A 19,421-nucleotide genomic window follows, 5' to 3' on the forward strand; every position below is an offset into this window, starting at 1 on the left:
ATACACGCATAGGTTGCGTCCAATGCGCAGGATGCTAGTTTGTCGTTCGGAGTTTACAGAATCTCTGTAGCCTGCGGGAGGGAACACATTTTGAGGACCTACCCATGTCTGCCACCAAGCATCCTGCCAAACACCACCTCTCGCGCCGCGCCTTTCTCGCGAGCACCGCTGCCGGTGCCTCGTTGATCGCGCTGCACCCTTACTCGGTCTCTGCCGCCGCGAACCAGGCGCACCTGCGGATCATGGAGACGACGGATCTGCACGTGCATGTCTTTCCCTACGATTATTACTCGGACAAGCCGCGCGACACGGTTGGCCTCAGCCGCACGGCGTCGATCATCGACGATATCCGGGCGGAGGCGACGAACACGCTCTTGGTGGACAACGGCGACTTTCTGCAGGGCAACCCGATGGGTGACTACATCGCCTACGAGCGCGGGATGAAGGAGGGCGACAGCCACCCGATCATCACCGCCATGAACACCGTCGGTTATGACGCCGCGACCGTCGGGAACCACGAGTTCAACTACGGCATCGACTTTTTGATGAAGTCGGCGGCCGGGGCAGACTTCCCCATCGTGCTGGCCAACGTGGCGACCGAGAAGGGTGCGAGCCCGTCGCAGGACAAAACGCTCTTCAAGCCCTATGTGATCCTCGACCGGATGGTGAAGGACGGTGCCGGTGAGAGCCATGCGATCAAGGTCGGGATCATCGGGTTTACCCCTCCACAGATCATGAACTGGGACCGCAAGCACCTCGAAGGCAACGTCGAGGCACGGGATATCCTCGAGACCGCGCGCGCCTATATCCCCGAGATGCAGGAGGCAGGCGCTGACGTCATCATCGCGCTCAGCCACTCCGGCATCGGCTCGGCGCAAGAGACGGACGGGATGGAGAATGCTTCGGTTCCGCTCGCAGGTCTCGACGGGATCGACGCGATCATGACGGGGCACTCGCACCTCGTCTTCCCCTCGCCCCGGTACGCCGACTTCGCGGGCGTCGATGTGGACGCGGGCACGATCAACGGCACGCCCGCCGCGATGGGCGGGTTCTGGGGGTCTCACCTCGGTGTGATCGATCTGATGCTCGAGAAAGAGGGCGGCGCGTGGCGCGTGGTCTCCACCATGTCCGAGGCGCGCCCGATCTCGAAACGGAACGAGGACCGCTCGATCACCGCGCTTGTCGAGGACAGCCAGCCGGTGCTCGACGCCGTGCAACAGGACCACGACGAGACGCTCGCCTATGTGCGCCGCGCGGTGGGCAAGACCTCCGCGCCTTTGCATTCGTACTTTGCGCTGGTGGCCGATGACCCGTCCGTGCAGATCGTCTCGATCGCGCAGAAGTGGTACGTGGGCGAGTTGCTCAAGGGAACCGAGTATGCGGGTCTCCCGCTCCTTTCGGCGGCTGCGCCGTTCAAGGCTGGCGGTCGCGGCGGACCTGAGTATTACACCGACGTGCCGGCGGGGGATGTGGCGATCAAGAACGTCGCGGACCTCTACCTTTACCCCAACACCGTGCGCGCGGTGAAGGTGACAGGTGCGCAGCTCAAAGGCTGGCTCGAGCGCTCCGCGGGCATGTTCAACCAGGTGGAGCCCGGCGCAACCGACACTGCACTGCTCAACCCGTCCTTTCCGTCCTACAATTTCGACGTGATCGACGGGGTCACATACGAGATCGACCTGAGCCAGCCCTCGCGCTTCGACGCCTCGGGCGATGAGGTGAACCCAGACGCCAGCCGCATTGTGAACCTGACTTACGAAGGCGCGCCGGTGACGGACGACATGGAGTTCGTCATCGCCACCAACAACTACCGCGCCAGCGGCGGCGGCCGCTTTCCGGGCGCGAAAGGCGACACGATCATCTCCGAAGCGCCCGACACGAACCGCGACGTCATCGTGCGCTACATTGTCGAGCAAGGCACGATCAACCCGTCGGCAGACGGCAACTGGCGGTTCAAGCCGATGCCCGGCACGTCCGTCCTCTTCGAGACCGGGCCCGCCGCACGTGGCTACATCAGCGACGTCAAGGGCATGACGATCGAGGATGCCGGCGCCGGCGCGGACGGCTTCGCCCAGTTCCGCATCGCGCTTTAGGCGTCTTTTGAAGTCCAGCAGGGGCACCTCGACAGGCGGGGTGCCCCATGCTCTAACCGCGCGCGCAACATGGAGGCGTCGCGATGCGCGGTTTGATCTTTATCCTGGTGGTACTGGGTCTTTTGGCGGGCGCCGCCTATGCCACCAAGCCGACCAAGCAGGACGGTGAGAGGGCGCTCAAGGATCAGCTGCTCCTCGCGCTCGCCAAGGAAGAGCTGAAACGCAAGACGATGGGACAACAATTGGCCCTGACCCTGTGCCGAACGTCTCCCGAGGAATGCTACAAGCTGGTGCGCGGCGAGATCGACACGGACTTCACCGACCAGACGCTCTACGTGCGCTACGACGTCGAAGGCTTCGACCACCGGGCGACCTGCTATGGCGCCTTTACCCAGTTCTTCTGCCCCGGCGGGCTGGTGAGGGAATGACCCCCAAGGCCATCATATTCGACCTCGACGGCACGCTCGTGGACAGCGAACGGCCCGGGCAGGTATCAGGGCTCGAGGCGTTTCACGCGATGGGTGTGCCGGCGGACGCTGAATTCATGCTCAGCCTCGTGGGCAAGGACGGTGTGGCCGGCCGCGCGTTGGTGCGCGAGAAGTTTGGGGAGGTCGACTTTGCCGAGCTCGACAGGCTCTGGACGCAGGCCAACCGTGCCAATCTGGAGCATCTGCAGGCGATGCCCGGAGCTCTGAAGGTCCTGACCGCGCTCAAGGCACACGGCCTGCCCGTTGCGGTTGCCACGTCTTCGCAGCGGCCCGGAGCAACGGCGAAGCTGGCCAAGGTCGGCCTCACGGCGCTCGTTGGACTGGTGATCACCCGTGATGACGTCGAGAACGCCAAGCCACATCCAGAGCCCTACCTGAAGGCAGCGGCTGCGCTTGGTGTCGACCCACAGACATGCCTGGCCGTCGAGGATACGCCAACAGGGGTCGCTGCGGCCCTGGCCGCCGGGTGCCGCGTGCTGCATGTGCCGGACTTGCTGCCTGCCGTGGACAGCCCCGCGCATCTGGTCGCGTCGACGTTGGCGGAGGGCGTAGCCAAGTTGACCGGGCTGGACTTGCGCGCAGGCGGCGTTGCGCCTAAGTAGACCTCGAGGGGTTGGCGCGGGCAAGCGCCTCGCCAACCTGGTCAGGACCGGAAGGTAGCAGCCACAACGAGCCCCGCTTGGGTCGATGTCCAGCCTCTCACCTTTGCAAACGCCGCTCCGTTCGGGGCGGTGTTTTGCGTTTCAGGCTTTGGAAGTGTCGCGCGTTTGGCGCCCTGGCAGCTTTGCGGACCGCGGTTTGTCGGGACGTCGCCGCGCAGTCGCTAGCGACGGGCCGGCAGCGTTTCACTTTCTGCTCACCAGTTTTCGGCGGTACCCACCTTACTGGTAAGGTGGGCACTGCCGTCGATAGTCCGTCAAGTCCTGTCCGGGCTCTGAACGTCGCCCCGACCAGACCCCGAAAACGCCCAGTCCATCTGTGCCTGCGTCTCCACGGCACACGGCCGCACGGTCCTGAGACGGTGCAGCGCGTCCGGTCCGGTTTCGCCATGCTCGACCATCAGCCGGGTCACGATCATCCCGGAGCGCCCGCACCCGCCGTGGCAATGCACCAGCACCCGCCCGCCCTGCGCAAGCGTCTGGTGCAGATGACGCGACAGCGCCGGCCAGCCGGTTGCATCCCGCGGCGCCCCGAAATCGGGCAGCGGCATATGCCACCATCGCACGCCTGCCGCATCGAGGTCACTGGCAAGGCCCGAGGCCCCGCGAAGCGCCATCTCCGAGCGCGTGGTCATCGACACGACGTCGCGCGGACCCCATTCAACCACCGCCTTCAGGTCTGCCGCGTACGCGCCCCACCGCCCGGGCAGCGCAGACACCGCGATCTCTCCGGCGCCAAGCGGCACGGCATGGATGGCAAAGCTCACAGCCTGTCGGCGCCGAACGTGTCGCAGCTGGCGATCTGACCGCTCTCGAAGCCCCGCGCAAACCAGCGTGCCCGCTGCTCGGACGTGCCGTGGGTAAAAGTATGCGGCTGCGGTACACGCCCGGCACGCTTTTGCAGGTGGTCGTCGCCGATCATGCGCGCAGCGTTCAGCGCCTCCTCGATATCGCCCGGCTCCAGCACGCCCTCGACCGCACGCGCCCACACGCCGGACAGGCAGTCCGCCTGCAGCTCCAGTCGCACCGTCGCGGCATTGGCCTCCGCCGTGCTGACCTGCCGCCGGTAGGCATTGACCTGCCCGAGGATTCCCAGCTCGTTCTGGATGTGGTGCGCGACCTCGTGGGCGACCACGTAGGCGGCGGCAAAATCGCCCCGCGCGCCCAACTGACGCGCCATCGTCGCAAAGAACGCCGTGTCGAGATACGCCTTTTCATCCGCCGGGCAGTAGAACGGACCGGTCGCGCCCGAGGCATTGCCGCATGGTGAGCGCGTCACGCCCGAAAAGAGAACCAGTGTCGGCGGATCGTAGGCTTGCCCGGCCTGCGCCGGCAGAACCTCAGCCCAGACATCCTCGGTGGACGCCAGCACACGGGAGGTGAAATCGGCCATCTCTTGCTCGGCGGCGCTGAGTTCGCGCGGCGCGCTGCGCTCTTGAGGCACGCCCCCGCCCTGCAGCAAGGGGGTGACGTCAATGCCGGTGAAATACCCAATGGCAAGCACGATCAGCAGGCCCACGGTGCCAAGTCCGCCCGCGCGCACGCCGCGGCCACCCGACCGCCGCCTGTCCTCGATGTTTCGGCTGCGCCGCAGTCCCCGCAATCGCATGGCTCGTCTCCTCTGGCCCCTGGATCGCCCCGCTCCAGTCCCGCCGCTGGCACGTCGCCAACGCGAGCGTCACCCTACGCCAGGGTGCCGGTCCGTGGGAAGGCTCCTTGGAGGGCAAGCCGACGTTTCGCCGCTGCCTTTGGCGCGAGACATGGCGGATGCCTCCAACAACACCCACGTTCCCGCCGCTAACCGCACAGACCGTGCGGATCGCAAGATGGCCCTTACCACCGAGCGGACCTCCGCCAGCTGAATGCGCACCGCAGCCGCACTCATCTAGATCGCCACCGCGCTCACCCCGACCACACTTGGCGTCGACGCCGTGCCATGTCTGCTCCAGCGCCCATTGCCGCGCCTGCGCCCGGCCTGTACCGTTCCCACGATCCTAACCCACCCCGAGGCTCCCATGACCGACGCGCCCGCCTACCAGGTGCTCGCCCGCAAGTACCGGCCCGAAACCTTTGCCGACCTCGTCGGACAGGACGCGATGGTGCGCACGCTCAAGAACGCGTTCGAGGCGGACCGCATCGCGCAGGCCTTTGTGATGACCGGCATCCGCGGCACCGGCAAAACCACGACCGCCCGCATCATCGCCAAAGGCATGAACTGCATCGGCCCGGACGGCACCGGCGGCCCGACGACCGAGCCCTGCGGCGTCTGCGAGCACTGCACCGCCATCATGGAGGGCCGCCACGTCGACGTGATGGAAATGGACGCCGCCTCCCGCACCGGCGTGAACGACATCCGCGAGATCATCGACTCGGTGGCCTACCGCGCCGCCTCCGCACGCTACAAGATCTACATCATCGACGAGGTGCACATGCTCAGCACCTCCGCCTTCAACGCGCTTCTCAAGACGCTCGAAGAGCCGCCGGCACATGTGAAATTCATCTTTGCCACGACCGAAATCCGCAAGGTCCCCGTAACGGTGCTCTCGCGCTGTCAACGCTTCGACCTGCGCCGGATCGAGCCAGAGGTGATGATCGCCCTCCTGCGCAAGATCGCCTCCGCCGAAGGCGCCGAGATCGCCGAAGACGCACTGGCGCTCATCACCCGCGCCGCCGAAGGCTCCGCGCGCGACGCGACCTCTCTCCTCGACCAGGCCATCAGCCACGGCGCGGGTGAGACGACCGCGGATCAGGTCCGCGCCATGCTCGGCCTCGCGGACCGGGGGCGGGTCATGGACCTCTTTGACCTCATCATGCGCGGCGACGCCGCCGGCGCCCTAACCGAGCTTGCGGCACAATACGCCGATGGCGCCGACCCGATGGCCGTCCTGCGCGATCTGGCCGAGGTCACGCACTGGACCTCCGTGGTCAAGATCACGCCGAACGCCGCCGAAGACCCCACCATCAGCCCTGACGAACGTGGGCGCGGACAGGCCATGGCCGAGGCCCTGCCGATGCGCGCCCTGACGCGGATGTGGCAGATGCTGCTCAAGGCGCTCGAGGAGGTCTCCGCCGCCCCCAACGCCATGATGGCCGCCGAAATGGCCGTGATCCGCCTCACCCACGTGGCCGAGCTGCCCAGCCCCGAGGACCTCGTGCGCAAGCTGCAAGCGGACCCGCCCTCCGGCCCAGCGCCTTCATCCAGCGCGCCGCGCGGACCCGCGCCAGGCACCGCGCCTTCGGCCATGGCCCCGCGCCAAACACCGTCAGCAGCGCCATCGGGACCCACCGCGACGGCCCTAGCGCAGGACACCGATCAGGCGCTTGCACGCTTCCCGACCTTTGAGACCGTCGTCGACCTCATCCGCGCGCACCGCGACGTGCGCCTCCTCGTGGAGGTCGAGACCGGCGTGCGCCTCGCCGCCTACCAGCCCGGCCGGATCGAGTTCGAACCGACCCCGAGCGCGCCGAACGATCTTGCCCAGAAACTCGGACAGCGCCTGGGCGCCTGGACCGGCAACCGCTGGGCGGTCACCGTGGTGAACGAAGGCGGCGCCGACACCATCGCCGAGGTCCGGGACGCCGCCGACCGCGCGCTCAAGGACACGGCAAGAGAGCACCCGATGATGCAAGCCGTCCTCGCCGCCTTCCCCAAGGCGCGCATCACCACGATCCGCTCCGCCGAAGAGATCGCCGCCGAGGCCACCGTCGAGGCCCTCGCCGAAGTCGAGGACGAATGGGACCCGTTCGAAGAGGAATGACCCCCCGCCGCGCAACACTCGAGGAGATACCCGGCCTCATCGCCCTCAATGCCGAAGTGCAAAGGTGGCACGCGGAGACTGACCCAAAGCGCTTCCACGCCAAAGTCGACCCGCACCATTTGCGCGCGTTCTTTGCCGACCAGATCGCCTCGGACACCGCGTCCCTCTGGGTCACGGGCACGCCCGACCACCTCACGGGTTACCTCTTTGCGAGCCACGTGATCCGGCCCGGCTCTCCGATCACGCTGCCCCAGGTCAGGCTCCATATCGAGCACATCGTGGTCACCCAAAACGCACGCCGCCGCGGGATCGGTCGCGCCCTGCTCCGCGCCGCCGAAGACGAGGCCAAGCGCATCGGCGCCTCCGAAATCACACTCGAAACCTGGGCCGCCAACACCGAGGCACACAAAGCGTTCGAGGCATCCGGCTTCGAGATAGCCCGCTTCCTCTACGCCAAAACGCTGGCGTGAACGCACGCCGCTCCCGGCTTCATCTTCCCGAATAAACTCCCCCCGGAGGGCCGGGTCACCACAAGCGCGGACCCGAGCTCTTGTGAGCCTGCCGTCCAGCCCGTATCTGTAAATCCAACGCAACACCTCCAAAGGAGTGCTCCGATGTTCAAGGGACTGGGCCAGATGGGCGACATGGCCAAGATGATGAAGGCCGCGCAGGACATGCAGCAAAAGATGGCCCAGCTGCAGGAGGACATGCACAGCCTCGTGGTCGAGGGCCAGTCGGGCGCCGGCCTCGTCAAGGCGACGTGCACGGCCAAGGGTGAGCTCAAGACGCTCGACATCGACCCGTCGATCTTCAACGGCGACGACAAGGAAGTCGTCGAGGACCTCATCATGGCCGCGATCAAGGACGCCCAGCAAAAGGCATCCGCCAAGGCGCAGGAAGAGATGTCCAAGATCACCGAAGGCATGGGCCTGCCCGCCGACATGAAGCTGCCGTTCTGAACCGCCTCGGAACCACGCTGACCGCCGCGCTCGTCTGCCTCACTGGCGCGGCGGCGGACGCGCAGCACTGGGTCACGCGCGACGTCTGCGACGTGGAAACACCCGAGTTCCACGCCGACACCTTCGACGCGCCCGGCTACGCGGCGCTTGCCGCCGAAGCCGCCGGGATCCTTAACCCGCGTGGCAAATTCTGGCGCATCGAAAGTCCTACCGGGTCAATCTCACATCTCTACGGCACGATGCACAGCTCCGACCCGTCGGTGCTGGACGTGCCGCCGAGCGTGCTCGACACCCTGCGCGCCTCGCGCGTCTTCTCACCCGAGATCGACTTCGTCGCGCCCAGCCGGCGTCACCTCGACGCGGGCATGCGCCGGATGGAGATGTTTCGCCATCTGCGCTCGGACTTCGATTTCGACGAGGTAGACCTGCCACCAGAGATCATCAACTTCATCCGCACCCGGACGGCGAGCCTCGGTTGGGGGCGCGAAGCACCAGACAGGCTTACGTTTGCGGCCCTCGCGGAAATGCTGCTGAGCGATCCATGCGAGGATTTCTGGACCGGCACGATCCCCTCCCTCGACTCCAATCTTCAAACCGAAGCCCACATCGCTCGGGTGGAGGTCAAGGGTCTCGAATCGCCCAGCGCCTTTCTCACGGAGATGAGTAAAGCGACACGCGCCGAGGACGCTTTTGCCATCGTCGCGGCTTATGCCGCCTACCTCGCCCCAACGTCCGACAACCGCACGCGTTCGACGATCATCGCGCTCTACCTGCAGGGTAAGCTGGCACTGCTCTCCCTCTCCGACCGCGCCTACCTTCAGCGGGTTTATGGCCTTGAGCGTGGCAAGAAGATCTTTGACGCGGTTGAGGGGTATCTCGTGGCCAAGCGCAACGCCAATTTCCTCGATGCGGCGGCAGAAGACTTGAAGCAAGGCGGGCTCTTCATGGCGGTGGGTGCGGCACATCTGCCCGGAGAGACTGGACTTGTGGCGCGCCTGCGCGGGGCGGGCTACACCGTGACACGTCTGCCGCTTCCCGGCGAGACCCCAGAGTGAGCGGACCTGCGCAGAGCACGCGATGAGCAGCACCAAGGATATCGACGCCCTGATCGAGCTGATGGCCAAGCTGCCCGGCCTCGGCCCGCGCTCGGCGCGGCGGGCCGTGCTGCACCTCATCCGCAAGCGCGCGCTTCTCTTCACGCCCTTGGCGGACCTCATGGGGGACGTGGCCCGCGCGGCGCGGGAGTGCCTCAACTGCGGCAACGTCGGCACCACCGACGTCTGCGACATCTGCACCTCCGAGAAACGCGGCAACGGCCAGCTCTGCGTGGTCGAGGACGTCGCGGACCTCTGGGCGATGGAGCGCGCGGGTGTCTTCAAGGGACGCTACCATGTGCTTGGCGGGACTTTGTCCGCGCTCGATGCGGTGGGACCGGACGAGCTGCGCATCCCCAAGCTGATCGACCGCGTGACCTCCGAAGAGATCACCGAGGTCATCCTCGCCCTCAACGCCACGATCGACGGACAGACGACCGCGCATTACATCGCCGACCAGCTCGATGGGCAGGTCACGCTCACCTCGCTCGCGCAGGGCGTGCCGATCGGCGGCGAGCTCGACTACCTCGACGACGGCACGATCACCGCGGCGCTGAACGCGCGGAAGGCGCTGTAGAGGAAGTTGTCGGTAACCCGATATTTCTGAAACCGTTGTGCACGCGCCAGCCCGCGGGGTGGCGCAATCGCGCCGCCCCATGGGGGCGGGACGGCGCGGCCTGACGGTTCCCGTCAGGCAGGCGCTTGGTCCGGAGCGAGTGCGCAATTGCCTCTTCGCGCCTTGCAATATCTGGGCGTTCTACAAGCAGCCTTGCCAAGACCAGTTACATCGCTAGCTTGATAACAAAGAGGAACCACCAAATGCGAACACCCCACAAAATCGTCGTAGTACACGTCCGGTGCATGGTCCCCTAGCGGTTTCCAGACCCGCTGCCATGCGCCCCCGACCTTCTGGCTCGGGGGTTTTTTGTTGCCCGAAAGCTCTCCTCGAACCTGAAGACACCCGATGACCACGCCCCGCACCCCGCCTGCACTGACTACGCTGATCTTGCTGACCGCGCTGTCGCTGCTGTCGCTGCAGATGTTCCTGCCATCCCTGGCGAACATCGCCGAAGACCTCGAGACGAGCTACGCCACGATCAGCTTTGCCATCGCCGGCTACCTCGCGGTCACGGCCGTCATCCAGCTGGTGGTCGGGCCGCTTTCGGACCGCATAGGGCGCAGGCCCGTGCTGCTCGCGACGCTGACACTCTTCACGCTGGCCTCTTTGGGATGCGCGCTGGCGACGGATGTCTGGAGCTTTCTGACATTTCGCGTGGCGCAGGGCGGGGTGATCTCGGGCTACGTGCTGTCGCTTGCCATCGTGCGCGACACCCGCCCCGAGAACGAGGCCGCGGGTCTTATCGGGTACATCGCCATGGCGATGGCCGTTGCGCCGATGCTGGGCCCGATGCTCGGCGGTGCGCTTGATGCCGCCTTTGGCTGGCGCGCGACGTTCTATTTCTACGCCATCGCCGGCGCGCTGATGCTGATGATCTGCTGGCAAGACGTGGGCGAGACGCGGACGCGGACCACAGGGACCACACGCCAGCCGGTCTCCGCCCTGCTCAAGGCGCCGCTCTTTTGGGCGTATGCGCTCTGCAGTGCGACGGCGAACGGGGCGTTCTACATCTTTTTGACTGGCGCGCCCCTGGTGGCCGAAGTGCAGTTCGGCGTGAGCACCGCACAGCTGGGCGTGCTGATCGGCACGATCACGGCGGGGTTCATTGCGGGCAGCTTTCTCGCCGGACGCCTCGCGTCGCATGTCGCGCCCTCCACGATGATGATCGCGGGGCGGCTCCTCGCCTGCGCGGGTGTTGGCACGGGGTTGATCGTGACGCTGACGGTCGGAGGTAACGCGGTGCTGTTCTTCGCCAGCACCATGTGCATCGGGGTCGGCAACGGCATCACGAAACCCAGCTGCGACGCGGGCGCCATGTCGGTCAAGCCGGGGCTGGAGGGGAGCGCCGCAGGCATCAACGGCGCGCTTTCGGTTGGGATGGGCGCGGTCCTGACGACGCTGACAGCTGTGCTCCTGCCGCCCGACGAACCCGCCGCAACGGTGCTCGCGCTGACGCTGCTGGCGTCGCTCGCCGGGCTCGGCACTGCGCTCCTTGCGAAGCGCTTGCGGTAGGATGGGTGCAAGCACCTATCCTACGGGTGTCACTTCTGGTCGTCGTCTTCGTCGTCGTCGTTCGCGCCGTCGGGCAGGTTGAAGAAGCTGTCGGCGTCAGAGAAATCCTTGTTCGCGTCCGAGTCTTCGTCTTCGTCCGCGCTGGAGTTGTCGCCCCCGAGCGAGAAGGTCTCGAGCCCCTCGATGGCGGTCGGGATCTTGGGCTCGGGGTCCATGCCAAGCGACTGCTCGGTCGAGACAAGCTTGCGGCGCTCGTCGTCGGACATCACGACGCCTTCTTTTTCTTTCTTGGCGACGGCCTTTTGCACGGCGGCGTCAAGCTCGGTCTGTTTGCACAGGCCAAGCGCGACCGGGTCGACCGGCTGGATGTTGGCGATGTTCCAGTGCGTGCGCTCGCGAATCGCCTGGATCGTCGGCTTGGTCGTGCCGACCAGTTTCGAGATCTGGCTGTCGGCCAGCTCGGGGTGAAATTTCACCAGCCACAGGATCGCCGCCGGGCGGTCCTGACGTTTCGACAGCGGCGTGTAGCGCGGACCGCGGCGCTTTTCCTCGCCGACGGCGGCGGCGTTGAACTTGAGCTTGAGCTTGTGCAGTGCGCTTTTCTCGGCGGCGTCGATCTCGTCCTGCGTCAGCTGGTTGTTGGCGATTGGGTCGAATCCCTTCACCCCCGTCGCCACGTCGCCGTCCGCGATGCCCTGCACCTCGAGCTCGTGCAGTCCGACAAAGTCCGCGATCTGCTTGAAGCTGATGGTCGTGTTGTCCACGAGCCAAACGGCGGTCGCCTTGGCCATGATCGGTTTTGCCATAATCGTCGTCTCCTGCGCTGACCCCCGCCCGAACTCGGGATGCGGCTCTCCCGTCTCCTGGCTTCAGGAGGTCCCGGTCTGAGCCGGAACGGGTTGCCGTTGTCGGGGAACTGGGGCGGTATATAGTCAAGCCGACCTGGAGAGGGAAGATGAAAATGCGCACGGTTTTGGCAGGTTGGATGGCGGCGCTTGTGCTCGCGGGCGCAGCGCAGGCCGACGGCGAGAAAGCGGGCGTCTTCGACTACTACGTGCTCGCGCTCAGCTGGACGCCGAACTGGTGCGCCTTGGAAGGCGATGCGCGCAACTCGGACCAGTGCCACCCGCGCCACGAGTTCGGCTGGACGCTGCACGGGCTCTGGCCGCAGTACCACCGCGGCTGGCCGGCCTATTGCCCGACGGTAGAACGAGCGCCCTCGCGCAGCATGACCGGCAGCATGACCGACATCATGGGAAGCTCCGGCCTCGCCTGGCACCAGTGGCGCAAGCACGGCGTCTGCACGGGCGAAAGCGCGGCGGCGTATTTCGAGACCAGCCGCGCCGCGTATGGCAAGGTCACCCGCCCGGAGGTCTTTCGCAAGCTCGAGGACCCGGTGACCCTGCCTGCTTCGGTGGTCGAGGCGGCGTTCCTGCGCGACAACCCCGGCCTAACGCCGGAGGCGATCACCGTGACCTGCAAATCCGGCCACATCCAGGAAGTGCGCATCTGCCTCGGCAAGGACCTCGCCTTTGTGCCCTGCGGCCGCGATGTCAGCCGCGATTGCAGCCTCGAGGGCGCGATGTTCGCGCCCATCCGGTAGGCACCTGACCTAGAGACCTGCGGCGCGGGTTAGGTAAATCATTCCTTACCTCGACAGACTGCCGCACGTTGTCTACCACTTGCCCCTGTGAGGGCAGGTTTGGTCGCCCGCACGCCCAGTCTTGATTTTCACCTTTGCGGCGCTTTTTCCCGCCGCTCATTTGATGGAGCTTTTCCATGACGCACCGCAGCCATTCGCTGCAGGACGCCCGCGTCCGCAGCACCCTTGCACGTGAACGACAGATGATGTCCCTGATCGAGCGCGAGATCCTCTCGGGCACCGACACGCTCGTGATCCACTCCGAGAACTGGGTCAAGATGTGGGTCGACACCGGCAATGTCGTGACCTCCGACTGCGGCACGATGCGCGCCGAGCGCGGCATTACCCGGGACGGCCAACTCCTGTGGCTCGTCTCCCGCGAGGGCAAGGCCAAGGCGTATCACGCCACAGCCGCCGATCCCTTTGCCGCGTTCGAACAGGCCGGTGCCGCACTGGACCGTCGCCGCGAAGTGCGATCGCGTTGGGACGAAGTGCGCCGGCTCTCGCGCAGGCTGCTGCTTGGCAGCGTCCGGTTCGACGTCTTGATCGCTGATGCGGACGCCTCACCGCTCTGCAGCGTCGGCATTCGCGCCTTCTTGCGGCGGATTGGGATGGGCGGCGTCACGCGGGTCTCGGGGCGCACGGCGGCGCTGATGATGCTGCTCGAGCCGCAAGTCGGCTTTGTCATCTATGAGGCCGCGCTGCGCCACGGCGCTTTGCCGGACGCGCGCGACGCCGGTCCACTCGCGACACGGGAGGGTCTGCCGGCCTAAAGCTCGATCACCGTGCTGCCGGTGGTCTGGCGCGCCTCGAGGGCCGTGTGGGCGGCGGCGATGTCGGCAAGCGCAAAGCGCTGGTCGATGCGGAGCGACACGTCGCCCGCCGCGACCTTGTCAAAGAGGCGCTGCGCCATGGCCTGACAGGTTGCGTGATCGGCGGTGTGGGTAAAGAGCGTCGGGCGTGTGACCTTGAGCGAGCCCTTGGGTCCGAGGATGCCGAGGTTGAACGGCGGCACCGGGCCGGACGCATTGCCGAAGGACATGAGCATGCCAAACGTGCGGAGCGAGTCGAGCGAGCCGTCGAACGTGTCCTTCCCCACGCCGTCCATCACCGCTTCGACGCCCACTCCGCCCGTCATCTCGCGCACGACGGGGGCGAAGTCAGGCGTAGAGCGGTAGTTGACGCACTCCGACGCGCCATGCTCACGCGCCAGCGCGCATTTCTCGTCCGTGCCGGCGGTGCCGATGAGGCGGATGCCCTCCGAGCGCGCCCATTGGCAGGCGATCAGCCCCACGCCCCCGGCGGCGGCGTGAAAGAGGACCGTGTCGCCTTTGCTCAGCGGATGCGTGCGGTGAAAGAGGTACTCCGTCGTCATCCCCTTGAGCATCATCGCCGCCGCCACATCGAATGGCACCGCATCGGGCAGCGGGCAGACTTGCGCGGCGGGCATCACCCGCGCCTCGGCATAGGCGCCCGGCGGGGTGGAGGCGTAGGCCGCGCGGTCGCCTTCCTTGAGGTGGGTGACGCCCTCTCCCACGGCCTCGATGATGCCAGCCGCCTCCATCCCCAGCACATGCGGCAGCTCCAGCGGGTAAAGCCCGGTGCGCATGTAGACGTCGATGAAGTTAAGCCCGATCGCCTTATGCGCGATGCGCACCTCGCCAGGACCGGGATCGCCCACGCTCACGTCGACGATCTCAAAGGCGTCCGGCCCGCCCGTGGCGGAAATCTGTGCAGCTTTGACCATGTTGCGTCTCCTTATGCGTCGCCCGCCACGTCGAGCACGATCTTGCCAATGTGACCGCCCGCCTCCATCCGCGTGTGCGCGGCGGCGGCGTCCGCCAGGGCAAAGGTCTGGTCCATGACCGGACCCACGCGGCCAGCGGCGATCAGTGGCCAGACGTGCTCTTTGAGCGCGGCGGCGATGCGCGCCTTGGCCAGGTCCGACTGCGGGCGCAGGGTCGAGCCGGTGATCGTCAGGCGGCGGGTCATCACCTGGACAAAGTTCATCGCCTCGACCTTCGGCCCCTGCAGGAAGGCGATCTGCACGAGCCGTCCGTCATCGGCGAGCGCCTTGATGTTGCGCGGCAGATAGCTGCCGCCAACCATGTCGAGGATCAGATCGGCGCCGCCTGCGTGCTTGAGCACTCCGACGAAGTCTTCATTGCGGTAGTTGATGGCTTCGGCGCCGAGGTCGGTGCAGACTTGGCACTTGGCATCCGAGCCTGCCGTGGCAAAGACCCGCGCGCCAAAGGCGCTCGCGAGTTGGATGGCCGTCGTGCCGATCCCGGAGGAGCCGCCGTGCACGAGAAAGCGTTCGCCGGCCTGCAATCCCCCCCGGTCAAAGACATTGGTCCAGACGGTGAAGTACGTCTCTGGAAGGCACGCCGCCTCCCGCAGGCTGAGCCCTTCAGGCACCGGCAGGCAATGGGCGGCGGGGGTCGTGACATGCTCGGCATAGCCTCCACCCGGGAGAAGGCCGCAGACCTTGTCGCCCACCGCCCAGCCGGAAACACCGGGTCCAACCGCATCGACCCAGCCCGCGGCCTCGAGCCCGGGCAAATCACTGGCGTTGGGGGGAGGCGCGTAGAGGCCCGCGCGCTGCAAGGCATCCGGGCGATTCACCCCGGCGAAGGCCACACGGATGCGCAGCTCTCCCGCCGCGGGTTCCGGGATAGGACGCGTGGTAGGCTTCAGCACCTCCGGCCCGCCCGCTGCGGTGATTTCGACGGCGCGCATCTCGCTGGTCATAAGCCCCTCCCTGACATTCGGGCGGCATCCTGGCGCCAAAGCGCCAGTCGGCGCAAGCAGTTAGCGCTCGGGGTTCGTAAACTGCCCCGGCAGGTCGGCGGGCGGCATCATCGCCGGCGCCTTGATCTGGCTCAGGAGCATGTTCGGCACTGTCAGCAGACGCTTGGCGATCGGGTTCCCATTCACCTGCGCCTTGACCTTTTCGATCTGCATCACGTTCTCGATCCGCCGGTCGAGGAACTCCCAGGTCGCCTTAGCGCCCTCGCTGTCATCGCCCAGCCAAAAGAGCACCGTCGAGCCGTAGACCCCCGACAGGATCGCGCGTTTGGTGTACCAGTTCACGTCGTTCGACGTGTCGCCAATCGTGGTCCAGATCGTGTCCGCCGTCCCCCAGACCAACTGCGCCCCGTCGGCGGCGTTTTGCTGCAGCGCAAAGAGCGTCGTGCCGCGGCGTACGGCCTCGCGGTCGGTGATCGCCTCGATCCTGAGACGCACGCCCAGCGTGACTTTCTCGCGTATCTTGAGGCTGCCTGTGTCGGCCCGTTTGTAGGCCGCCACCATCGCCGCGTCGCCCGCCTTGTGGTAGGCAATCGCGAGGTCGAGCGCGCCGCGCGGACAGACGGAACGCGCCACCGAAGGCTCCACATCGCTGTCCCTGATCGCGGCCTCGAACGTGGCCTCGGTCCAGCCGTCAAAGGCGACATGCGGCAGGGCGGCTTCTAGAAGAGCGATGCGCACGGTCTCGATATGAGCGGTCATTTGGGTCTCCTGGCAGGTGTCAAAAGCGTGGTTGCTGCGTCGCTGGACAACATAGGGGGGCCTTGTTATACGGCCACCTCCTGCACTTTTTGCAATCTAACCTAGAAAGGTGGTGACACCACATGCAGGTATCGGTTCGCGACAACAACGTCGACCAGGCGCTTCGCGCGTTGAAGAAGAAACTTCAGCGCGAGGGTGTGTTTCGGGAAATGAAGCTCAAGCAGCATTTCGAGAAGCCCTCCGAGAAGAAAGCCCGGGAAAAGGCCGAAGCCATCCGCCGCGCGCGCAAGCTCGCCCGGAAAAAGGCACAGCGCGAAGGGCTCCTCTGAGCCTGGTGTGCCGAATTGGCTGATTTTGAGAGGCTCCTGCGCTGCGGGGGCCTTTTTCTTTTGGGGTCGGGTTTGCCTCGGTTGAGCTTTTTCACTGTGCGGAATCAAGGCGAAGCCGCCGCACATCGACGGGCCCTCCGTCGCACCAAAGGTGCGCCACTCGTAATCGGCATGCCTCCGGCATGACGGCCCGGCGATTTGGTTAAGCTGGGCGCGCCGCTCGATAGTCGTCCGGGCATGGCAGACATAAAGGTGCATAGAAAGACCGTCGGATCGCCGGTCCAGGGCCCGCCGATGTGCCTCCCTCAGAATCGTCACCCCACCGGCAGCGCCGTCGTCTTGAACACCGTCCGCAGCGCGAATGAGCTCTGCATCTGAAGCACCCCCGGCAGGCGGGCCAGAAACTGGCGGTGGATGCGGGCAAAATCTTCGGTGTCCTCGGCCACAACCTTGAGCAGGTAATCAGCCGTGCCCGCCATCAGATGGCACTCGAGCACGTCGGGGATGCGCGAGACCGCCTTCTCGAAGCTGTCGAGCACTTCGTCGGCCTGCCCCGAGAGCCGGATTTCCACGAAAACGGTCGTCGGCACGTTCATCTTGCGCGGGTCGAGCAGGGCCACGTAATCGCTGATATACCCGTCCGCCTCCAGCCGCTGCACGCGGCGGTGACAGGCCGAGGCGCTGAGCGCAATGCGGTCGGCAAGATCGGCATTGCTGATGCGGCCGGTCTTTTGCAGCACCTCGAGGATGCGGCGATCTGTTGTGTCGAGGGACATTTCTGTGGGAGGCCCTTCGCAAGATGCGTCAATCCTGCGAAGGGTATCCGGTCGAGACTGAGGTGTCAGCGTTGAAACCGCAACACCTGCGCGACCTTACTGCCGCGCCAGCTGGTCGCGGATCTCGAGCAGCACGTCCAGCTCGGACGGGCCGCTTTCGACCTCGGGCGCGACCTCTTCGGGCTTTTCGGCCATCGCCTTGATCCGGTTGACCTGTTTGACCAGCATGAACACCACAAACGCGATGATCAAAAAGTTGATCACCGCCATGATGAAGGCGCCGTAGGCAAAGATCGACGCACCCGTCTCGCGCGCGGCCTCGAGGCTGGCGCCCGCCGGCACGTCGCCCGCCAGCACAAAGTAATTGTTGGTGAAATCCACGCCGCCGGTGAAAAGCCCGATGATCGGGTTGATCAGATCGCCCACCAGCGAGGTCACGATCGCGGTGAAGGCGGCGCCGATGATGATGCCGACGGCCATGTCCATGACATTGCCCTTGGCGATGAAATCCTTGAATTCGTTCAGCATTCTGGTTCCCTTGTGTGTCAGTTGTTCCGATACGGCACTCTTCGGTGCCTTCGTGCACATCACGATAGGCGCATTTGCACCAAACTTCGCCGGAAATCAGGGGAAAAGTGGCCTATCTATCCCATCACAGACTTCAAAGAGGACCTCTGCATGCTTTCTGCCCAAGACTTTCCCATCCTGTCGAAATGGCCGGCCTCCGATCCAAGCAAGCTGCAGCTCTTTTCCTTTCCGACGCCGAACGGGGTAAAGGTCTCGATCGCGCTGGAGGAGATGCAGATCCCCTACGAGGCGCACAAGGTCACGCTGGCGGATGCGGATGTGAAAAGCACCGAATTCCTGTCTCTGAACCCCAACAACAAGATCCCCGCGATCCTCGACCCTGATGGCCCGGACGGGCCGCTGGCGCTGTGGGAATCGGGTGCGATCCTGCTTTACCTTGCGGAAAAGTCGGGCCAGTTCGGCGGGACCTCGGCGGCCAACAAGGCCGAAGTCACGCAGTGGCTGATGTTCCAGATGGGTGGGCTGGGTCCGATGCTGGGGCAGCTTGGGTTTTTCTGGAAGTTCGCCGGATCGCAGTGGGAGGACAAGCGTCCTCAGGAGCGGTACGTCGGCGAGGCGAAACGCCTGCTCGGTGTGCTCGAAGGGCAAATGCAGGACCGCGAGTGGATCGCCGGAGACTATTCGATTGCCGATATGGCGATTGCGCCGTGGCTGCGCGCGCTCGACTTTTATGGCGCGAAGGAAGCGGTTGGCTGGGAAGATCACCCGGCGTTGGTGGCCTATCTCGACCGGTTCCTCGAACGTCCTGCGGTGCAAACGGGTCTGGTGACCCCGCCGCGCGACTGACCTTGATGGATGGGTGCAAGCACCCATCCTACGCCTAAGGCAGCGGCACTGCCCGCCTTACCAGCGATCTATTCATGGACCTGTAAGGTGGGCAGTGCCGTAAAATAGTTAATCAGACGGCGCTACCCGGGCAGCTTGCCAGTCAAAGCATAGCGCAAGATCTCCGCCACCTGCGCAGGCTCACGTGCAACAGCCAGAGCCGCAGCGTCCACCTCTTTCAACGCATGATCATGCTCGGGCATCTGCAGGATGATCAGCGACTTGCTCAGCGCCGCCGCATAGCCGGCGTCAAAGGCCGCATTCCACTGGCGGTACTTTTCCCCGAAGCGGACCACCACCACGTCGGCCTCCGCGATCTCCTTGCGGGTGCGGATGGCGTTGACCATCGCGCCCTTGTGGTCGTGCCAATACTTGTTCTCCTCCGCGCCCAGGATCGCCACGCCGCAATCGTCTGACGCGGCGTGGTCGGTCACCGGCGCCGAGAACGCCACATCGAGCCCGTCGCAGGCGGCGATGATGTCCTCGCGCCAGGAGGTGTGGATTTCGCCGGAAAGGTAAACGCGGTAGGTCATGGGAAGGTCCGTAGGATGGGTGATTTCACCCATCCC

The 19,421-nt window shown here is 65.5% G+C and carries 22 protein-coding genes and 1 other RNA gene; 14 read left to right on the plus strand and 9 right to left on the minus strand.

Features of this window, described 5'->3' with window-relative positions:
- Positions 1 to 104 precede the first annotated feature (104 nt).
- From ACU0B3_RS00515 to ffs, 4 genes are all read left to right on the plus strand, one after another.
- On the plus strand, positions 105 to 2,093 hold the full coding sequence (locus ACU0B3_RS00515; protein WP_446258847.1) for a bifunctional 2',3'-cyclic-nucleotide 2'-phosphodiesterase/3'-nucleotidase: 1,989 nt from the start codon (positions 105 to 107) through the stop codon (positions 2,091 to 2,093).
- 83 nt (positions 2,094 to 2,176) lie between these two features.
- Positions 2,177 to 2,521, plus strand: a complete 345-nt coding sequence (locus tag ACU0B3_RS00520; RefSeq protein ID WP_446258848.1) for a hypothetical protein — start codon at positions 2,177 to 2,179, stop codon at positions 2,519 to 2,521.
- Positions 2,518 to 3,183 (plus strand): HAD family hydrolase, encoded by a 666-nt coding sequence (locus tag ACU0B3_RS00525; protein WP_446258849.1) that lies wholly within the window; start codon positions 2,518 to 2,520, stop codon positions 3,181 to 3,183. Before ACU0B3_RS00520 ends, ACU0B3_RS00525 begins: the two co-directional genes overlap by 4 nt.
- 4 nt (positions 3,184 to 3,187) lie before the next feature.
- An RNA gene (gene ffs / locus ACU0B3_RS00530) (signal recognition particle sRNA small type) lies at positions 3,188 to 3,286 on the plus strand.
- A gap of 211 nt (positions 3,287 to 3,497) precedes the next feature.
- Here the strand turns inward: ffs and ACU0B3_RS00535 are convergent.
- Entirely contained in the window at positions 3,498 to 4,007 is a 510-nt protein-coding gene (locus ACU0B3_RS00535) for a protein-tyrosine phosphatase family protein (protein ID WP_446258850.1), read from the minus strand.
- A complete protein-coding gene (gene ypfJ, locus ACU0B3_RS00540) occupies positions 4,004 to 4,849 on the minus strand; it encodes a KPN_02809 family neutral zinc metallopeptidase (protein ID WP_446258851.1) in 846 nt (281 codons plus the stop codon). The genes ACU0B3_RS00535 and ypfJ overlap by 4 nt, the downstream gene beginning before the upstream one ends.
- A 406-nt stretch (positions 4,850 to 5,255) precedes the next feature.
- Here ypfJ and ACU0B3_RS00545 point away from each other — a divergent pair, with 406 nt between their 5' ends.
- The 6 genes from ACU0B3_RS00545 to ACU0B3_RS00570 all read left to right on the plus strand — a co-directional run bounded on the left by ACU0B3_RS00545 (position 5,256) and on the right by ACU0B3_RS00570 (position 11,182).
- On the plus strand, positions 5,256 to 6,998 hold the full coding sequence (locus tag ACU0B3_RS00545) for a DNA polymerase III subunit gamma/tau (RefSeq protein WP_446258852.1): 1,743 nt from the start codon (positions 5,256 to 5,258) through the stop codon (positions 6,996 to 6,998).
- The gene (locus tag ACU0B3_RS00550; RefSeq protein WP_446258853.1) at positions 6,995 to 7,468 is read left to right on the plus strand and encodes a GNAT family N-acetyltransferase; all 474 of its coding nucleotides are present in this window, start codon (positions 6,995 to 6,997) and stop codon (positions 7,466 to 7,468) included. The genes ACU0B3_RS00545 and ACU0B3_RS00550 overlap by 4 nt, the downstream gene beginning before the upstream one ends.
- Positions 7,469 to 7,612: 144 nt before the next feature.
- Positions 7,613 to 7,957: a YbaB/EbfC family nucleoid-associated protein gene (locus ACU0B3_RS00555; RefSeq protein WP_446258854.1), complete on the plus strand. Its 345-nt coding sequence runs from the start codon at positions 7,613 to 7,615 to the stop codon at positions 7,955 to 7,957.
- 92 nt (positions 7,958 to 8,049) lie between these two features.
- Positions 8,050 to 9,012, plus strand: coding sequence for a TraB/GumN family protein (locus ACU0B3_RS00560; RefSeq protein WP_446258855.1), 963 nt, complete (start codon positions 8,050 to 8,052; stop codon positions 9,010 to 9,012).
- 22 nt (positions 9,013 to 9,034) lie between these two features.
- The gene (gene recR / locus ACU0B3_RS00565) at positions 9,035 to 9,628 is read left to right on the plus strand and encodes a recombination mediator RecR (RefSeq protein WP_446258856.1); all 594 of its coding nucleotides are present in this window, start codon (positions 9,035 to 9,037) and stop codon (positions 9,626 to 9,628) included.
- A 387-nt stretch (positions 9,629 to 10,015) separates the two neighbouring features.
- The gene (locus ACU0B3_RS00570) at positions 10,016 to 11,182 is read left to right on the plus strand and encodes a Bcr/CflA family efflux MFS transporter (RefSeq protein ID WP_446258857.1); all 1,167 of its coding nucleotides are present in this window, start codon (positions 10,016 to 10,018) and stop codon (positions 11,180 to 11,182) included.
- A 29-nt stretch (positions 11,183 to 11,211) separates the two neighbouring features.
- On the opposite strand, the gene ACU0B3_RS00575 is transcribed toward ACU0B3_RS00570, so the two are convergent.
- Positions 11,212 to 11,988, minus strand: a complete 777-nt coding sequence (locus ACU0B3_RS00575; RefSeq protein WP_446258858.1) for a DUF1013 domain-containing protein — start codon at positions 11,986 to 11,988, stop codon at positions 11,212 to 11,214.
- A 155-nt stretch (positions 11,989 to 12,143) separates the two neighbouring features.
- On the opposite strand from ACU0B3_RS00575, the gene ACU0B3_RS00580 reads away from it, so the two are divergent.
- Both ACU0B3_RS00580 and ACU0B3_RS00585 read left to right on the plus strand, forming a co-directional pair.
- Positions 12,144 to 12,785 carry a ribonuclease T2 family protein gene (locus tag ACU0B3_RS00580; protein WP_446258957.1) on the plus strand — a complete coding sequence of 214 codons (642 nt, stop codon included), beginning with the start codon at positions 12,144 to 12,146 and terminating at the stop codon, positions 12,783 to 12,785.
- Positions 12,786 to 12,961: 176 nt separating this feature from the next.
- Complete coding sequence (locus ACU0B3_RS00585; RefSeq protein WP_446258859.1) at positions 12,962 to 13,597, plus strand: hypothetical protein; 636 nt, start codon at positions 12,962 to 12,964, stop codon at positions 13,595 to 13,597.
- Here the strand turns inward: ACU0B3_RS00585 and ACU0B3_RS00590 are convergent.
- From ACU0B3_RS00590 to ACU0B3_RS00600, 3 genes are read right to left on the minus strand one after another with little or no spacing between them, the layout of a single operon-like run.
- Entirely contained in the window at positions 13,594 to 14,571 is a 978-nt protein-coding gene (locus ACU0B3_RS00590) for a quinone oxidoreductase family protein (RefSeq protein ID WP_446258860.1), read from the minus strand. The two genes, ACU0B3_RS00585 and ACU0B3_RS00590, sit on opposite strands and share 4 nt — an antisense overlap.
- A gap of 11 nt (positions 14,572 to 14,582) precedes the next feature.
- The gene (locus ACU0B3_RS00595; protein WP_446258861.1) at positions 14,583 to 15,575 is read right to left on the minus strand and encodes an NAD(P)H-quinone oxidoreductase; all 993 of its coding nucleotides are present in this window, start codon (positions 15,573 to 15,575) and stop codon (positions 14,583 to 14,585) included.
- 60 nt (positions 15,576 to 15,635) lie between these two features.
- A complete protein-coding gene (locus ACU0B3_RS00600; protein WP_446258862.1) occupies positions 15,636 to 16,334 on the minus strand; it encodes a COQ9 family protein in 699 nt (232 codons plus the stop codon).
- Positions 16,335 to 16,456: 122 nt separating this feature from the next.
- Here ACU0B3_RS00600 and rpsU point away from each other — a divergent pair, with 122 nt between their 5' ends.
- The gene (rpsU, locus tag ACU0B3_RS00605; protein WP_005614280.1) at positions 16,457 to 16,663 is read left to right on the plus strand and encodes a 30S ribosomal protein S21; all 207 of its coding nucleotides are present in this window, start codon (positions 16,457 to 16,459) and stop codon (positions 16,661 to 16,663) included.
- 314 nt (positions 16,664 to 16,977) lie between these two features.
- Here the strand turns inward: rpsU and ACU0B3_RS00610 are convergent, their stop codons facing one another.
- The gene (locus ACU0B3_RS00610) at positions 16,978 to 17,439 is read right to left on the minus strand and encodes an Lrp/AsnC family transcriptional regulator (protein WP_446258863.1); all 462 of its coding nucleotides are present in this window, start codon (positions 17,437 to 17,439) and stop codon (positions 16,978 to 16,980) included.
- 96 nt (positions 17,440 to 17,535) lie between these two features.
- Positions 17,536 to 17,967 (minus strand): large conductance mechanosensitive channel protein MscL, encoded by a 432-nt coding sequence (mscL, locus tag ACU0B3_RS00615; RefSeq protein ID WP_446258864.1) that lies wholly within the window; start codon positions 17,965 to 17,967, stop codon positions 17,536 to 17,538.
- A 150-nt stretch (positions 17,968 to 18,117) separates the two neighbouring features.
- Between mscL and ACU0B3_RS00620 the strand changes: the two genes are divergently transcribed.
- Positions 18,118 to 18,813, plus strand: a complete 696-nt coding sequence (locus tag ACU0B3_RS00620; protein ID WP_446258865.1) for a glutathione S-transferase family protein — start codon at positions 18,118 to 18,120, stop codon at positions 18,811 to 18,813.
- Positions 18,814 to 18,935: 122 nt separating this feature from the next.
- Here ACU0B3_RS00620 and ACU0B3_RS00625 read toward each other — a convergent pair whose 3' ends face one another.
- Positions 18,936 to 19,385, minus strand: a complete 450-nt coding sequence (locus ACU0B3_RS00625) for a YtoQ family protein (RefSeq protein ID WP_446258958.1) — start codon at positions 19,383 to 19,385, stop codon at positions 18,936 to 18,938.
- Between the last annotated feature and the right edge of the window lie 36 nt (positions 19,386 to 19,421).

Source organism: Pseudaestuariivita sp. (genome assembly GCF_052825805.1).

What these genes read in the sequence shown, in the direction of transcription:
- ACU0B3_RS00600 (WP_446258862.1), bottom strand. Translation starts at nt 16,334, where the DNA reads ATGACCGCTCATATCGAGACCGTGCGCATCGCTCTTCTAGAAGCCGCC.
- ACU0B3_RS00610 (WP_446258863.1), bottom strand. Translation starts at nt 17,439, where the DNA reads ATGTCCCTCGACACAACAGATCGCCGCATCCTCGAGGTGCTGCAAAAG.
- recR (WP_446258856.1), top strand. Translation starts at nt 9,035, where the DNA reads ATGAGCAGCACCAAGGATATCGACGCCCTGATCGAGCTGATGGCCAAG.
- ACU0B3_RS00585 (WP_446258859.1), top strand. Translation starts at nt 12,962, where the DNA reads ATGACGCACCGCAGCCATTCGCTGCAGGACGCCCGCGTCCGCAGCACC.
- ACU0B3_RS00515 (WP_446258847.1), top strand. Translation starts at nt 105, where the DNA reads ATGTCTGCCACCAAGCATCCTGCCAAACACCACCTCTCGCGCCGCGCC.
- ACU0B3_RS00575 (WP_446258858.1), bottom strand. Translation starts at nt 11,988, where the DNA reads ATGGCAAAACCGATCATGGCCAAGGCGACCGCCGTTTGGCTCGTGGAC.
- ACU0B3_RS00520 (WP_446258848.1), top strand. Translation starts at nt 2,177, where the DNA reads ATGCGCGGTTTGATCTTTATCCTGGTGGTACTGGGTCTTTTGGCGGGC.
- ACU0B3_RS00555 (WP_446258854.1), top strand. Translation starts at nt 7,613, where the DNA reads ATGTTCAAGGGACTGGGCCAGATGGGCGACATGGCCAAGATGATGAAG.
- ACU0B3_RS00545 (WP_446258852.1), top strand. Translation starts at nt 5,256, where the DNA reads ATGACCGACGCGCCCGCCTACCAGGTGCTCGCCCGCAAGTACCGGCCC.
- ypfJ (WP_446258851.1), bottom strand. Translation starts at nt 4,849, where the DNA reads ATGCGATTGCGGGGACTGCGGCGCAGCCGAAACATCGAGGACAGGCGG.
- ACU0B3_RS00525 (WP_446258849.1), top strand. Translation starts at nt 2,518, where the DNA reads ATGACCCCCAAGGCCATCATATTCGACCTCGACGGCACGCTCGTGGAC.
- ACU0B3_RS00620 (WP_446258865.1), top strand. Translation starts at nt 18,118, where the DNA reads ATGCTTTCTGCCCAAGACTTTCCCATCCTGTCGAAATGGCCGGCCTCC.
- ACU0B3_RS00625 (WP_446258958.1), bottom strand. Translation starts at nt 19,385, where the DNA reads ATGACCTACCGCGTTTACCTTTCCGGCGAAATCCACACCTCCTGGCGC.
- ACU0B3_RS00570 (WP_446258857.1), top strand. Translation starts at nt 10,016, where the DNA reads ATGACCACGCCCCGCACCCCGCCTGCACTGACTACGCTGATCTTGCTG.
- rpsU (WP_005614280.1), top strand. Translation starts at nt 16,457, where the DNA reads ATGCAGGTATCGGTTCGCGACAACAACGTCGACCAGGCGCTTCGCGCG.
- ACU0B3_RS00550 (WP_446258853.1), top strand. Translation starts at nt 6,995, where the DNA reads ATGACCCCCCGCCGCGCAACACTCGAGGAGATACCCGGCCTCATCGCC.
- ACU0B3_RS00595 (WP_446258861.1), bottom strand. Translation starts at nt 15,575, where the DNA reads ATGACCAGCGAGATGCGCGCCGTCGAAATCACCGCAGCGGGCGGGCCG.
- mscL (WP_446258864.1), bottom strand. Translation starts at nt 17,967, where the DNA reads ATGCTGAACGAATTCAAGGATTTCATCGCCAAGGGCAATGTCATGGAC.
- ACU0B3_RS00580 (WP_446258957.1), top strand. Translation starts at nt 12,144, where the DNA reads ATGCGCACGGTTTTGGCAGGTTGGATGGCGGCGCTTGTGCTCGCGGGC.
- ACU0B3_RS00590 (WP_446258860.1), bottom strand. Translation starts at nt 14,571, where the DNA reads ATGGTCAAAGCTGCACAGATTTCCGCCACGGGCGGGCCGGACGCCTTT.